This is a genomic window from Leeuwenhoekiella obamensis (genome assembly GCF_055391795.1).
Genome location: NZ_AP029251.1, coordinates 3,265,183 through 3,279,525, shown reverse-complemented (window position 1 = coordinate 3,279,525; position 14,343 = coordinate 3,265,183). Strand labels below are relative to the sequence as shown.

Sequence of the window (14,343 nt, the reverse complement as noted above, 5' to 3'; positions counted from 1 at the left end):
CCTCTAGTAACAGTCCATTTTTACCTGACCGCGTTTTTGATAATGACTAAGCGGTTTTAAACCGTTTTCTTCACAGATCTTAGTCAATGCATCGATCACCTCGCGTTGCATGCTAATAGAACCGCAAATAAGCAAAATAGAGCCTTTTTTTAACGCTTCCGCGAAAAGTGCTCCATCTCGCGCAATTAGATGTTGCACGTAGATTTTCTCAGCACCCACACGCGAATATGCCGGAATGAAATTTTGCAGTTTACCACTCGCCTGAAAATCTTCAATTCGGTTTTTGTAAAGTGCAAAACTCTCTTCGTTACGACCACCCCAATACAAGCTAATATTTTTGCGCTGCTCGTTATCTTGGATCATCCCTAAGAAAGGCGCAATACCCGTCCCGGTAGCGATCATAATTGCATTTTGCGAGGATTTAAGATGAAACTCTGGATTTTTAACCTTAACCGCATCAATTGAATCGCCCACTTTAATATCGTTGAGATAATTAGAGCACAACCCAAATTCATGCCTTTTTATACTCAGCAAGATCTCACCATCAGCATCTTTTCCTATTGAATACAAGCGCTCGTGTGTTTCCATGTGCGGGTAGATCGCAAGCAAATCGCCCGACTTAAATTTGGTTTTCTTTTCCGCTTTAAGCGAAATCAAAAAAGTATCGTCTGCGCTTTCTTGTGCGGTGGTTTTACTAAGAACCTTAAACTTCTTGGGAGTTTTTCGTGGTTTTGTCGCATCGTTCTCTCTAGGAACATCTACATGAATTCCCATTTTTTCACTCCACTGATCTACCCATTGATCAAAAGCTTCCCAAGACTTATTATTAATGGTGTAAGGCTTTAAAAATTCTGCTGCATTTCCAGACGATCTTAGCGAGTCATCAACTTCAAAAGCAAACTTGCAATAACTAGGATATGCCAGAGAACCAAAGCCCACAACACTATACTTATAGGATTTTGCAGGATCTGTTGCTTTCAATCTGGAGATGAATTTTTTTGCATTTGCTGGCGGCTCGCCATCACCATAGGTTGATGTAAAAATGATGAGTTGTTCCATTTTAGCGAAAGCCTGATATTTATCCATCTGCGTAACAAAAACCTTCTTACCTTCTTTGATCAACGCCTTACAAAACAACGACGCAAATGCCATAGTACTTCCCGTTTCAGAACCCACAAGAATCACGATCTCGCTGTTTGTCGCTTTGTATTTATTCTTGATGCGACCCTTGCGGCGCATAAACGTCATCTTAAAACCAGAATAGATAAAAAACAGAATGCTGATGCAGGCTGCCGCCAAAATGATCGCCCACAGAACACTGCCACGACCGGTATGTAAAACCGTGCTGTAATGCGACAGAATATTGATTAGCGGATAGTTGACTTCACTAATGATCTCACCGGTGTACTGATTTACCAGAATCTCTTTGTCTGTCAGTCTTATTTTATAAGGATCTTCAACATCAAAACTGAATGGAAATTCAATAGAACGAACATCATCAAGCATGATATTCTGAAGCGCAGGGAAATCTGCTAATTGGCGCTCAGGCGTTTCTGCCAACTGCCCAAAATCATAGTCATGATCTATGAGAACATTGGGTACAATTTCAAAACGCTGCAGCGAAAGATAAACACCCGTAAGCGTTATGATTATAATAGGAATAAGTGATAATCTCCCCAGATAAATATGCCAATATGAGTAGAAATTGTCTTTAATGATCTTATCAAAAAACGCGCGAATGCCTTGTTGTCTTTTGATTATAAGAATAAGCCCTGTTACACTTATTAAAAACAATAAAAATGAAGCCAGGCCAACAAAAAATCTACCGATACCTTTAAGAAAAAGGCTGCGATGTAAACTCGTTGCAAACTGGTAGATCTCGGCTTGCTTTGGGATTTCGCCTAGTTTTTTCCCCGAAAGGGGATCAATATAAAAATCACCACTATCGCCATCCATACTCAACACAGAAGCCTGCACAAAACCGGCTTCATCTACCTCAAGACTCAAAACCTCATCATAAGTAGATTTTAGCGTGTCTATCACCTGAGATACTGGCAATGATGATGCATTTACCACATCATGATCTAGCGCAGCATGTTGCACTGGCTCAAAGGCCAAAACAATACCCGTAAGCGCAGCGACAAGTATGAATAAAAAAGAAGATACAGCCAAAGCAAGGTGACTGTATCTCCATAGTGATAATATCATAAAGCTATTAATTGCTCGCCATCAGGCGCACATATCTTATGTATCCTTTACCTTCAAATTTACCTTGAAGATTTGCAGTAGTAAGCGGAATTTCTAGATCGTCTTGATAGTACTTCTGATCTTCAACAGCGGTTTCAAATCTTAATTTATAACCTTTATCAAGCTTATCTGATGCTATTGCAAATGCGCCCATACCACGACCACCTGCGCCCACTGTAGCTCCAGCGATCGCATCCACATCCTCGTCTTTACTCTTCTGATCATCCCACCAGCCCGTAAGGTCTGGATACCATTCTTCATCATCACCTTGCACAAGCAATGTTTTCTCATATTCTCCATCTGGGTTTATAAGAGAAACCACAACATATGCACCTTCACCGCTGTAGTTTGTGATCTGTATAAGACATTTAAAGGTGGTGTTTGCCGGCTCTTTCTCTACAAAAGAAAAAAGTGCAAAACAAAACACAGCCAATGCCAGCGTTCTAAATTTTGTAGCCATTTGAATTATTTTTTAAGAAAATCCAGGTTAGTATTATTGTTAGAAAGAATCTCATTCTCGCTTGCTAGATCGTATACGCTTTCGCCAAAATCTGTTGTAGCGGTTGTATCTGCACCATTCTTAACGAGCAATTCTAAGATCTTAGTGTCATTTGCTCTAAGCGCAGCGATCTGTAAAGGCGAATTACCATCTGCGTCAGCTTCATTAACATCAATATCTAATTTTAGAGCTTTTTCAATTAATGGTAAGCTGTTCTTTTTTACAGCAAGAAGAAGCATGTTCTCACCGTTTTTTTGCGTTGCCGCGAAATCTACTCCCGCATTAGTAAGAAGATTCATTTTAGCATCAAAATTCTCAGCTGAACGTGGGCTGTATGCATCGGCTAAATAATACATTAAAGTATTTCCGTCAGCATCTACAACCTTGGCATCAGCACCTTTTTCTAGAAGAAACTCTAACACTTCAGGAGAATTTCCGGCGACAGCCATAGTAAGCGCTGTTTGTCCTTCTTTATTCGCATGATCAATATCTGCTGTTTTTGCCGCAAACATTTTTACAACATCTAGATCATTGCGAGAAGATGCGTAAATAAGTGGCGTATTTCCACGACCGTCTACAGCTGCCGCATCAACACCTTTACTTAAGAAATAATTGAAAATATCCATATCCTTATTTCTGCCGGCAAGGATGTGCAACGGGTTTGTACCAGCTGTTGTAGTAACGTTGATCTCAACGCCTAGATCTTCTAAATATTTAAAAACACTTAGCGGACTTGAGCCACGACGAGAGCCTTGCGCTGCAAAAAGCACGGCGTTTCCGCCTTCGTTATTTTTAGCTTTTGGGTCAATACCTTTTGCGATAAGCTTATTCATCATATCCACGTTTCCTGAACGTGCTACATAAATAAAAGCGTTGTTGCCTTCATCATCTGTATCTTTTAAAGAAAGGCCTTTAGACTCAAAATAATCTACCATTTTAAAGTCCTTCTGACTTGGCAGATTAAGCAATAAAGCGTTTGCGCCGTTGTGATTTTTCTCTGCCTTGGGGTTAGAACCTTTAGCGATAAGATAGTCATAGATCTTAGTATCTGTAACACCCGCATTTGCCGCAAAATTGAGCACAGAATAGCCGTGATCATCCACAAGATCCATTGGCGCACCAGCATCAGCAAACTTCTTTACTAAAGGAAAATTTCCGCGGTAAGCGGCCCAAAAAATATACGTACGACCATCATGCGTAAGTTTGTTTACCGTGTTTCCTTCTTGAGCAAAAAGATAATCTACCACATCTACAGAAGCATCACTTGTGATCGCCAAAACTACTGGATCAAAATTGCTTCCATTGCGTTCTGCTGGGTCATTACCAGCTGCAACTGCTTGTTTTACATCAGCCACAGAAGGTTTAGCCGACCAAAAATCACGTGATAAAAGTTTATTAGTTTCTTGTGCATTAGCGACTGTTATTGCGACAAAGAACACAAATAGAAGAGATAATTGTTTCATTTTCATATCAATACGTTTAATCCAAACTTTGCTGTAAGCGTTAGACTTTATTGTTTAGACTTAGTTTAAATAAGCATAGTGCGAATATACAAGATTTTTCTATTTAAGGAATTCTTTTTTCGTTACCAGACCTTTAAAATTTGAGTTGTGAGGTGATGATTTGTTTTTTGGCTTTAAGCCAAAAGAAATAACAGCGCATAAAAAAACCGCCCTCTATGAAGGCGGTTCTTATAACACTTAAATTTATGTCTTAAGCTTCGCAGCTTACACACTCTTTCTTTTGCTTAAACTTCTGCGCAGCGTTCATACTGTGTTGATAGTATAGCGATTTAAGACCAAGCTTCCATGCAGTGATGTGAATCTTGTTTATCTCTTTAATAGGCATCTCAGGATGCACTAGTAAGTTGATAGATTGCCCTTGATCAATGTGGTTTTGTCTGTTTGCCGCCTGATAGATGATCGCCATTTGATCGATCTCTGCATAGGTTTTAAACACATCTTTTTCATGCTCTGTTAAGAAATCTAGATGTTGAACGCTACCATCATTATCTCTAATGCTTCTCCAGATCTCTGGTTCGTTCATACCTTTTTCTTCTAGCAACTCTTCAAGAAATGGATTCTTGATCGTTGTCTTGATCTTAGCGATATCCTTAACATACACGTTAGACCAGATAGGCTCAATACCTTGTGAAACCTGACCTAAGATAAATGCAGATGATGTTGTAGGCGCCACAGCGTTAAGCGTCGTGTTACGTCTACCATAACCTTTAAGAACTTCTGGTTCACCAAAACGCTCTGCTAACTCTTCTGAAGCTTTGTAAGAACGCTCTTTGATCTCACGGAAGATCTCACTGTTTAAGTTATATGCTTCCTGGCTATCAAACGCATGTCTTTTTGCCTGAAGCAATGAATGCCATCCTAGCACACCTAGACCTAGCGCTCTGTTCTCTTTTGCAAAATTATACGCACGCTCCATGAACATGAAAGTCTGGCGGTGATCACGATTTTCTGAATCGCGATAATCTTCTAACTTCTCAATAAATTCTGTAAGAACAGCATCTAGGAAGCAAACCATTGTTTCTACTGCGTCAGTCTCTTTCCACTTATCATAATGCAGCAAGTTGATAGAAGAAAGTACACATACAAAAGACCAATTGTCATTAGAAGGCAACATGATCTCTGTACATAAGTTACTCGCGTAGATATCTAGATTCTTGTCTTTATAAACCTGTGGCTTACCGTTATTAGCATTATCTGTATAGAAAATATATGGATAACCCATCTCACCACGACGCTGAAGCACTTTTGCCCAAAGCTCTCTCTTTTCAACATCTCCATCGATCATTTCTTGCATCCACGTGCTATCTACAGTAACACCGTGTGTTAACTGCTGGATAGAGTTACCTTCTGTCCCTATTTCAAGAAATTCTTTAACGTCTGGGTGACTAATAGGTAAATAAGGGGAAAATCTACCACGACGCACAGATCCTTGACTTACCACATCTACCATCTTGTCAAACAACTGCATAATATGTACCGCACCACTAGCGTAACCATTATTCTTAACAGCAGCTCCTCTGTGACGTATTTTCCCGAAGTAACCAGAAGTTCCTCCTCCTAGTTTAGACATCATACCAACTTCTGACTGCGTATATAGAATGTTACCCATATCATCATCAATATGAGAACCAAAACAGCTAATAGGAAGACCTCTCTTCTTACCAAAGTTTGACCATACTGGCGAAGCTAATGAGTAAAAACCTTCACCCATATACTTATAGAACTTATCAGAAAAACCTTCAATCCCTAAGATCTGCTCAGCGCGGTCAGCGATCTCTCTTATTCTTTCTTCTGCGCTAATGCCTTCAGAAAGATATCCTGATGCTAAAAATTGTCTACTGTGATCAGTTAACCATGCAAAAGATGGCTCTTCTGATTCAGAAGCTGTAGTTGCATTTTTAAGAGTTCCTTTTCTTGCTTTTAGTAATTCGTCTGCGGCAGAGTGAGTAGCATCTGTGCTAACCTCTTGATTTAATTTGGTAGTTGTGCTTGACATAGTGGATTAGAATAAATCGTCGCTGGTTATACTTTGTGTTCTTTTGCTGTAATTAATTGATCTCTTAACAAAGAAATCTCCATGCTTTGTACCTATGATCTCGTCATTAAACCATTCGGTTTCTTCAAGCAGGCTCTCGTCAATATCAAATATTTTTTCAATCCCTATCGCTTCTAGAGATTTGTTGAATCTGTTTTTAATAAACTCGTTGATCACTGTCTTTGGCAAGAAGTCTAATTCTCCTTCTTCAAAGATCCAGTCTATCACTTTACTTTCCGCCTCAAAGGCATTTTGACACATTTCCTGGATCATCTTCATGTATTCTGCATCAAACCACTCAGGATTCTCTTTCTTGATAATGTTGATGATATCAACACCAAAGTCACCATGAATTTGCTCCTCTTTAGAAGTAGCCTCAACAGCATTAGAAATACCCTTAAGCATGTTCTTATACTTGTTAAATGCCATGATGATCAAGAACTGAGAGAAAAGAGAAACGTGCTCTATAAACAATGCAAATAGCAATACAGACTCAGAGTATTCTTTATTGTCATCACTTTTAGCATGCTTAAGCGCAGTCTCTAAATAATGCACACGCTTCATGATCACTGGCTTTTTCTTAAGCTCTTTAAACTCTTCGTTAAGACCTAAGATTTCAAGAAGATGCGAATATGCGTCATGGTGTCTTACTTCACTCTCTGCAAATGTTGAACCTACCGCACCAATTTCTGGCTTAGGCATACGGTGATAGATATCACCCCAGAAGGTCTTAACAGCAACCTCAATTTGAGAGATCGCAAGCATTGTATTCTTGATCGCGTTACGTTCAGGACCAGTCAAACTGGTTTTAAAATCCTGTATATCGCTGGTAAAATTAAACTCAGTATGAATCCAGTATGAGTGTCTAATTGCGTCTACATACTGATTAAGCTCTGGGTATTCGTAAGGCTTAAGGTTAATACGCTTTTCAAAGATGTTTGATTTACGCTCTAACGCTCTTTTGTTACGATACAAGATATACGCCTTAGCAACATCATGAAACTCACTGCTCATCAACTTATCTTCAACCATATCCTGCACCTGCTCTACAGTAGGGATATAATCTGCTTCCTGCTCCTTATTCTTAAGCAAAGATTCATAGACCTGCATTGAGATCAACTTTGCATCCTGCTCAGACCCGTGACCTACAGCAGCCATTGCCTTTGTAACAGCACTAGTGATCTTTTCTAAAACAAAAGGTACCGTTTCATAATCCCTTTTTATAACCTTCGAAATTTTCTGCGCTTCCATAACGTAACCTTAAAACAACTTTATTTAATAAGAGACTTAGCAAGGCTAATTGTTGATCAAAAACAACTACTCACTTATACTTAGAAATTTAACAACCAAAAAGCCTTGGAGATTTCAGTATTGTAAAGTTTCAATTTTAGACGTTATGTTTTGGCTTAAGCCAAAAAAGGTTTTCAACGACTTATTAACGAAGATGTTGAGTAAGTTTTAATAATCTCAATTTCAGTAGTTTAAATCATTATAATCAAAAATTATAACGAAATAGATTTACATAATTTCACAAGCAAAATCACCCGAAAATTCGAGCTAAAATTTCATTAAGAAAACCTTATGAAATACGCAGTATTCAACGCCTGAAGCAGGAAACAGGAAGGTGTATAAAAAATACTAATAGTACTTGAATCTGAAGCGGTATTCACACTCAAAACTTTAACATATCACCACTTTATCGCCAGGCTAGTTTTTCAACAATTCAAAATTTATAAACAAAAAAAAAGTCGAGATCAAAAATCTCGACTTTTCGTTTGTACCTTGGGTGGGAATCGAACCCACACTCGTAAAGAACTGGGTTTTGAATCCAGCGCGTCTACCAATTCCGCCACCAAGGCTTCTCATCAGCCCGGCTACCATCCCGAAAACTAACAGGACCACCACCAAGGCATTTGGGAGGGCAAAAGTATAAATAATTTCATTTATTTATGCGTTTTTAAAACAATTTCGTGCGACAGACACAAATTAATTTCTAAATTTGCACCTCTTTTTGAGCGAAGTAGCACAAAATCAACATTAAGTATGTCATTGCCAGCCCCTGAAGCTAAGATTTTTGCCTGTTCACAGAGCCGCATTCTTGCCGAGAAAATCGCAAAAGAATACGGTCAGGATCTAGGTAAGATTATTACTAACACATACAGTGATGGTGAATTTCAACCATCGTTTGAAGAATCTGTAAGAGGTTCTAGGGTTTTTCTCATAGGCTCTACAATGCCTAGCAGCGAGAATCTTATGGAAATGCTTCTTATGCTAGATGCCGCAAAACGTGCGTCTGCAAGACACATCACAGCAGTAATACCTTATTATGGCTGGGCAAGACAAGATCGCAAAGACAAACCTCGTGTTCCTATCGCAGCAAAACTTATCGCAAGTTTATTAGAGACTGCAGGAGCAACAAGAATTATCACCATGGATCTGCATGCTGATCAAATTCAAGGGTTTTTTGAAAAGCCAGTAGATCACCTTTTTGCGTCTACTATCTTCTTGCCATATTTAAAAAGCTTAAATCTAGACAATCTTACGATCGCATCTCCAGACATGGGTGGTTCTAAAAGAGCTTATGCGTACAGTAAAGCACTAGATAGTGATGTTGTGATCTGCTACAAGCAAAGAGAGAAAGCTAATGTTATAAGCCACATGGAACTTATAGGTAATGTAGAAGGACGCAATGTTGTTCTTGCAGATGACCTTGTAGATACCGCCGGCACATTAACAAAAGCAGCTGACCTTATGATAGAAAAGGGAGCAAAAAGCGTAAGAGCGATTTGTTCTCATGCCATCTTAAGCGGCAGCGCTTACGAAAGGTTAGAAAACAGCAAGCTTGAGGAACTTATCGTAACAGATAGTATACCGCTTAAGCAAGAAAGTAGCAAAATACGCGTACTTAGTTGCGCAACACTTTTTGCAGATGTAATGCACCGTGTGAACACAAACACAAGCATCGCATCAAAATTTATCATGTAAATTTTTTAATACTTAATATAAATTAAATGAAGTCAATTTCGATCACAGGATCTAAAAGAGAAAGCGTGGGCAAGTCAGCGACTAAAGCCTTACGTAATGCTGGAGAGGTACCTTGCGTAATCTACGGCGGGGACGAACCTATTCACTTCAGCGCACCAGAACTAGCGTTTAAGGATTTGGTTTACACTCCAGATGCGCACACTGCGACATTGGAACTTAACGGAGAGACCTTTATGGCTATCCTTCAAGACATCCAGTTTCACCCAGTGACAGATCGCATCCTTCACATAGATTTCTACCAGATCTTTGAAGGTAAAGAAGTAACCATGACAGTACCTGTACACTTTGTAGGTAACTCTCGTGGTGTGCGTAATGGTGGTGTATTACGTAAAACTTACCGTACACTACGTGTTAAAGCACTTCCTAAAAACCTTCCAGATTTTATCGAGGCAGATATCACTAAACTTAAAATTGGTGACAAGCTTTACATCACTCACGTTGAGCAAGGAGACTGGAAGTTCCTTCACCCAGACAACACAGTTGTATGTCAGGTTAGAACTTCTCGTAACGCAGTTGATGACGTTGATGATGAAGACGAAGAAGAAGGAGCAGAAGGTGCTGAGGCAGCAGCTACAGAAGAAGCAGCTACTGAGTAAATTCTGACAAGAATTAAAAATAGAACACCCGTCTTATGGCGGGTGTTTTTATTTGGCTTAAAGCCAAAACATCTACCACAGCATCTCGTTTCAAAATGCTAAATTTGTTTCAAAGAACAAACGTATGCTGGCTTTTTTCGGGAGAATTTTTAAAAAAGAAAAATCGTCTGAAAGCACAACCGCAACGACTATGAAAAAGTATCTTATCGCAGGCCTAGGAAACATTGGCCCAAAATATCACAATACCCGTCACAACATAGGTTTTAAAGTGCTTGATGCATTTGCAGAAGCAAACGATCTCACTTGGGAAACCGAAAAACTAGGCGACATCGCAAGACATAAAATCAAAGGTCGGCCCGTGATCCTTTTAAAGCCTAACACATACATGAACCTTAGCGGTAAAGCGGTGCGTTACTGGCTACAAAAAGAAAATGTAGATCTTGAAAATCTATTGGTCATCACAGATGATCTTAATCTCGACTTTGGCACCATTAGATTAAAAGGTAAAGGTAGCGACGGCGGTCACAATGGCTTAAAAGACATACAAGCGCAGGTAAATACCACAAATTATCCTAGATTTAGATTTGGCATAGGTGATTCTTACAGTCGAGGCAAACAAGTAGATTTTGTTTTAGGAGAATGGTCTAAAGGCGAAGATCTTGACATGCCAGAGCGCTTAGACACTTCATGCAAAGTCATCGAAAGTTTTGTAAAAGGTGGGCTCGCAAACACCATGAATTCATTTAACGGTAAGTAAATTGAAGCAGCATACCTCAGCATATAATTTTGACGGAGAGAAAGCAACTGTCGTAACCATTGGCACCTTTGACGGTGTGCATCGCGGCCACAGAAAAATTGTAGATAGACTTATTGCAAGTGCTCAGGGCAACGATCTTGAGTCTGTGGTGTTGACGTTTTTCCCGCACCCGCGTATGGTGGTACAAAAAGGGAGCAACATTAAGCTTATTAACACCATTGAAGAACGCGTACAACTACTAGAAGCTACAGCGCTAGATCATCTTATCGTGCATCCTTTTACGCATGAATTCTCTCGCCTTTCGGCAGAAGAGTTTGTGGAAGAAATTCTTGTAAAGCAACTTAATGCTAAACGTGTTATCATAGGTTATGATCACCATTTTGGCAGAAATAGAAATGCCAATATTGATGACCTTAGAAAATTTGGGAAGCAGTATGGTTTTGATGTTGAAGAAATCTCAAAACAAGATATTGACGATGTAGCCATCAGCTCTACTAAAGTGCGCAAAGCTCTTGAGGGAGGTGATTTGGCTCTAGCCAATGAATTTTTAGGAAGTAAATTTTTACTCACCGGCGTGGTGAGCAAAGGCAAAGGCTTGGGTCGAAAACTCAACTATCCTACAGCAAATCTTAAGATCGCCGAAGATTATAAACTTATCCCGGCTAAAGGCGTTTACGTAGTGCGTTCTACAATTGAAAACACCTTGTATTATGGCATGATGAGCATAGGCACAAACCCTACTGTGGGTGGTGATGCGCTAACGATTGAGACCTTTTTCTTTGACATGAATATGGATCTTTATGACAAAAAAATTCAAATAGAAGTGTTAACGCGCATTAGGGATGAAAAAAAGTTTGATAATTTAGACCAACTTGTAACTGCTATGAAAAACGATGAGCAGTTCTCTCTTAATTACATTAACACGATTAAATGATAGAAAAATGGTTATTTAAAAGGGTAGACAATAGCGCGTTAATTGTATTTCGTGTCATTTTTGGCCTTTTAATTACCATCGAAGCCTGGGGAGCGATAGCCACAGGATGGATAAAGCACACACTTCTAGAAGGTGCTTTCACATTTAATTTTATTGGTTTAGACTTTCTGCAGCCGTTGCCGGGCAATGGTATGTATTACTATTATGGCCTCATGGGACTCTTTGGAGTTTTTGTCATGATAGGTTTTAAATACCGCTATAGCGTTTTTTTCTACGGCATTATGTGGTCTTGCGTTTACCTGATGCAAAAGTCTTCATACAACAACCACTATTATTTACTCATGCTCTTACTGGGTATTATGACTTGCCTTCCGGCGAATAGGTATCTGTCTGTAGACGTTTGGCGAAAGCCAGACCTTAAAAAGATCTCGATGCCAAACTGGGTCTACATCGTCATCATCGCCCAGATGTGGATCGTTTATACCTACGGCTCGATCGCAAAATTATATCCAGATTGGTTAGATGCGACTGTACCGCGTTTGCTGATGCTGGGCAAAAAAGACTACTGGCTCATAGGCCCAATTTTACAAGAATCGTGGACACATTATACGATCGCGTACGTTGGTATACTTTATGACGGACTCATTATCCCGGCGCTTTTTTGGCGTAGAACGCGATGGTTTGCTTTTGGCTTTTCCATCTTTTTCCACCTGTTTAACTCTATTGTTTTTCAGATCGGGATCTTCCCGTATATGTCACTGGCGTTCTCGCTTTTCTTTTTTGATTCAAAAATGGTGCACCGCATCTTTTTAAGAAAAAAAGAATACTACACCGGCGGCGAAGTCGTAGTTCCAAAAATCTACAAACCAGCACTCGCTGTTTTTGTTATTTACTTTATTTTTCAAGTTGGGTTGCCGCTTAGACACTGGTTTATTCAAGATAATGTGTTGTGGACGGAAGAGGGCCACAGGCTCAGTTGGCGTATGATGTTGCGCACAAAACACGGGCAGATCTCCTTTAGAGTCAAGAACAAAAAAACACAAAATATCCTTTTGTACGAGTTAGATATGCTTTCGCGAAAGCAAAACAGAGCGATCACCTCAAAGCCAGATATGATATGGCAAATGGCACAGCGCATCAAAACAGAAGAAGCTGCAAAAGGTAATGATGTAGAAGTGTATGTTAACGCCAGAGTGCGCGTAAATGGCAGGCCTTATGAAACACTTATCGATCCTGAAGTTGATCTGGCAGCAGCCCAATGGGATTATTGGGGTCATAACGACTGGATCCTGCCTTCTAACTTAAGCGTTGCCCCCACCTACGGTCTGGACTCAGATTCTTCTGCGGATTAGTCAAAGAATCCCTTTTTTCAAGCTTCTTTTTCCTATTTTTACGCCTCCAAAATTAGACCCATGTTACAGGTAGCTGATATTCGCGATAACAAAGAAAATTACATTAAGGCTCTTGCCAAAAGAAACTTTAATGCTAGCGAAATTTTTGAAGAAGTAATTGCTCTAGACGAGAAACGTCGTTCTACACAAACAGAACTAGACAGCACACTTGCTGAAAGCAACAAACTTTCAAAAGATATAGGCATGCTTTTTAAAAACGGTGAGCCTAAAAAAGCAAACCTGCTTAAAGAGAAAACTGCCGGTCTAAAGGAAAGATCAAAGGAACTTCAAGAAACATTGAATGCTGCAGTATCAGAACTAGAGACTGCTTTGTACAATATCCCTAACATTCCGCAAGACAGTGTACCTCAAGGAAACAGCGATGAAGATAATGAGGAGGTTTTTCGCGAAGGCGAAATACCAGAGCTTACAGATGCTTTACCACACTGGGAACTTGCAAAGAAATATGACATCATAGATTTTGAGCTTGGTAACAAAATTACCGGCGCTGGATTCCCAGTTTATAAAGGTAAAGGTGCAAGATTACAACGCGCACTTATCGCTTATTTTCTAGACAAGAACACCGCCGCTGGTTATACTGAATATCAAGTTCCGCATCTTGTGAACGAAGCTTCTGGTTTTGGCACGGGACAATTGCCAGACAAAGAAGGTCAAATGTACCATGTAACTGCAGATGATCTTTATTTGATCCCTACCGCAGAAGTGCCGGTTACTAATATGTTTAGAGGCGATCTACTTGCTGAGAGTGATCTACCTATCACTTGTACGGGATATACGCCATGTTTTCGCCGTGAGGCAGGATCTTATGGTGCGCACGTGCGTGGTTTAAATCGTCTGCACCAATTTGATAAAGTAGAGATCGTACGTGTAGAGCGTGAAGAAGATAGCGATGCCGCGCTAGATGGCATGGTTGAGCATGTAAAAACTATTCTTGACGAACTTAAATTACCGTATCGCATTTTGCGTCTTTGTGGTGGTGATCTAGGCTTTACTTCTACCCTAACCTATGATTTTGAGGTATTCTCTACCGCACAAGATCGCTGGTTAGAGATCAGTTCTGTGTCAAACTTTAAAAGCTTTCAGGCAAATCGTCTTAAACTGCGTTATAAAGACAAAGATGGCAACAAGAAACTTGCGCATACTTTAAATGGTAGTGCACTTGCTTTACCTCGCGTTTTAGCAGGGATTCTTGAGAATTACCAAACTCCAGATGGCATTAAGATCCCAGAGGTTCTTGTACCATATTGCGGGTTTGATATGATCTAAGCTGTTAAGCAGGCTTTCGCCAAATAATT

Annotated in this window: 11 protein-coding genes and 1 tRNA gene; 6 read left to right on the top strand and 6 right to left on the bottom strand. The window is 39.8% G+C overall.

All coding sequences use genetic code 11. The features are described 5' to 3' along the window. Window positions 1-3: 3 nt before the first annotated feature. From ACZ5L8_RS14505 to ACZ5L8_RS14480, 6 genes are all read right to left on the bottom strand, one after another. Window positions 4-2,208, bottom strand: a complete 2,205-nt coding sequence (locus tag ACZ5L8_RS14505; protein ID WP_464438382.1) for a PepSY domain-containing protein — start codon at window positions 2,206-2,208, stop codon at window positions 4-6. 7 nt (window positions 2,209-2,215) lie between these two features. Further along, window positions 2,216-2,707, bottom strand: coding sequence for a DUF2271 domain-containing protein (locus ACZ5L8_RS14500; RefSeq protein WP_464438381.1), 492 nt, complete (start codon window positions 2,705-2,707; stop codon window positions 2,216-2,218). A 5-nt stretch (window positions 2,708-2,712) separates the two neighbouring features. Continuing rightward, window positions 2,713-4,209, bottom strand: a complete 1,497-nt coding sequence (locus ACZ5L8_RS14495; protein ID WP_464438380.1) for an ankyrin repeat domain-containing protein — start codon at window positions 4,207-4,209, stop codon at window positions 2,713-2,715. Between the two features lie 250 nt (window positions 4,210-4,459). After that, a complete protein-coding gene (locus ACZ5L8_RS14490) occupies window positions 4,460-6,265 on the bottom strand; it encodes a ribonucleoside-diphosphate reductase subunit alpha (protein WP_464438379.1) in 1,806 nt (601 codons plus the stop codon). A 6-nt stretch (window positions 6,266-6,271) separates the two neighbouring features. Next, a complete protein-coding gene (locus ACZ5L8_RS14485; RefSeq protein ID WP_462599931.1) occupies window positions 6,272-7,555 on the bottom strand; it encodes a ribonucleotide-diphosphate reductase subunit beta in 1,284 nt (427 codons plus the stop codon). 527 nt (window positions 7,556-8,082) lie between these two features. Beyond that, a tRNA-Leu gene (locus ACZ5L8_RS14480) sits at window positions 8,083-8,163 on the bottom strand. A gap of 184 nt (window positions 8,164-8,347) precedes the next feature. Between ACZ5L8_RS14480 and ACZ5L8_RS14475 the strand changes: the two genes are divergently transcribed. The 6 genes from ACZ5L8_RS14475 (at window position 8,348) to serS (ending at window position 14,314) form a co-directional block, all read left to right on the top strand. After that, the gene (locus tag ACZ5L8_RS14475; RefSeq protein WP_464438378.1) at window positions 8,348-9,289 is read left to right on the top strand and encodes a ribose-phosphate pyrophosphokinase; all 942 of its coding nucleotides are present in this window, start codon (window positions 8,348-8,350) and stop codon (window positions 9,287-9,289) included. A gap of 26 nt (window positions 9,290-9,315) precedes the next feature. Beyond that, window positions 9,316-9,945, top strand: coding sequence for a 50S ribosomal protein L25/general stress protein Ctc (locus ACZ5L8_RS14470; RefSeq protein WP_462599939.1), 630 nt, complete (start codon window positions 9,316-9,318; stop codon window positions 9,943-9,945). 124 nt (window positions 9,946-10,069) lie between these two features. Then, window positions 10,070-10,702: an aminoacyl-tRNA hydrolase gene (gene pth, locus ACZ5L8_RS14465; protein ID WP_464438377.1), complete on the top strand. Its 633-nt coding sequence runs from the start codon at window positions 10,070-10,072 to the stop codon at window positions 10,700-10,702. A gap of 1 nt (window position 10,703) precedes the next feature. Beyond that, a complete protein-coding gene (locus ACZ5L8_RS14460) occupies window positions 10,704-11,636 on the top strand; it encodes a bifunctional riboflavin kinase/FAD synthetase (RefSeq protein ID WP_464438376.1) in 933 nt (310 codons plus the stop codon). Beyond that, complete coding sequence (locus ACZ5L8_RS14455; RefSeq protein WP_464438375.1) at window positions 11,633-12,988, top strand: HTTM domain-containing protein; 1,356 nt, start codon at window positions 11,633-11,635, stop codon at window positions 12,986-12,988. The genes ACZ5L8_RS14460 and ACZ5L8_RS14455 overlap by 4 nt, the downstream gene beginning before the upstream one ends. A gap of 60 nt (window positions 12,989-13,048) precedes the next feature. Then, window positions 13,049-14,314 carry a serine--tRNA ligase gene (serS, locus tag ACZ5L8_RS14450; RefSeq protein ID WP_464438374.1) on the top strand — a complete coding sequence of 422 codons (1,266 nt, stop codon included), beginning with the start codon at window positions 13,049-13,051 and terminating at the stop codon, window positions 14,312-14,314. Window positions 14,315-14,343 lie beyond the last annotated feature (29 nt).

Coding starts and splice junctions, on each gene's coding strand:
- ACZ5L8_RS14505 (WP_464438382.1), bottom strand. CDS start 2,208: ATGATATTATCACTATGGAGATACAGTCACCTTGCTTTGGCTGTATCT.
- ACZ5L8_RS14500 (WP_464438381.1), bottom strand. CDS start 2,707: ATGGCTACAAAATTTAGAACGCTGGCATTGGCTGTGTTTTGTTTTGCA.
- ACZ5L8_RS14495 (WP_464438380.1), bottom strand. CDS start 4,209: ATGAAACAATTATCTCTTCTATTTGTGTTCTTTGTCGCAATAACAGTC.
- ACZ5L8_RS14490 (WP_464438379.1), bottom strand. CDS start 6,265: ATGTCAAGCACAACTACCAAATTAAATCAAGAGGTTAGCACAGATGCT.
- ACZ5L8_RS14485 (WP_462599931.1), bottom strand. CDS start 7,555: ATGGAAGCGCAGAAAATTTCGAAGGTTATAAAAAGGGATTATGAAACG.
- ACZ5L8_RS14475 (WP_464438378.1), top strand. CDS start 8,348: ATGTCATTGCCAGCCCCTGAAGCTAAGATTTTTGCCTGTTCACAGAGC.
- ACZ5L8_RS14470 (WP_462599939.1), top strand. CDS start 9,316: ATGAAGTCAATTTCGATCACAGGATCTAAAAGAGAAAGCGTGGGCAAG.
- pth (WP_464438377.1), top strand. CDS start 10,070: ATGCTGGCTTTTTTCGGGAGAATTTTTAAAAAAGAAAAATCGTCTGAA.
- ACZ5L8_RS14455 (WP_464438375.1), top strand. CDS start 11,633: ATGATAGAAAAATGGTTATTTAAAAGGGTAGACAATAGCGCGTTAATT.
- serS (WP_464438374.1), top strand. CDS start 13,049: ATGTTACAGGTAGCTGATATTCGCGATAACAAAGAAAATTACATTAAG.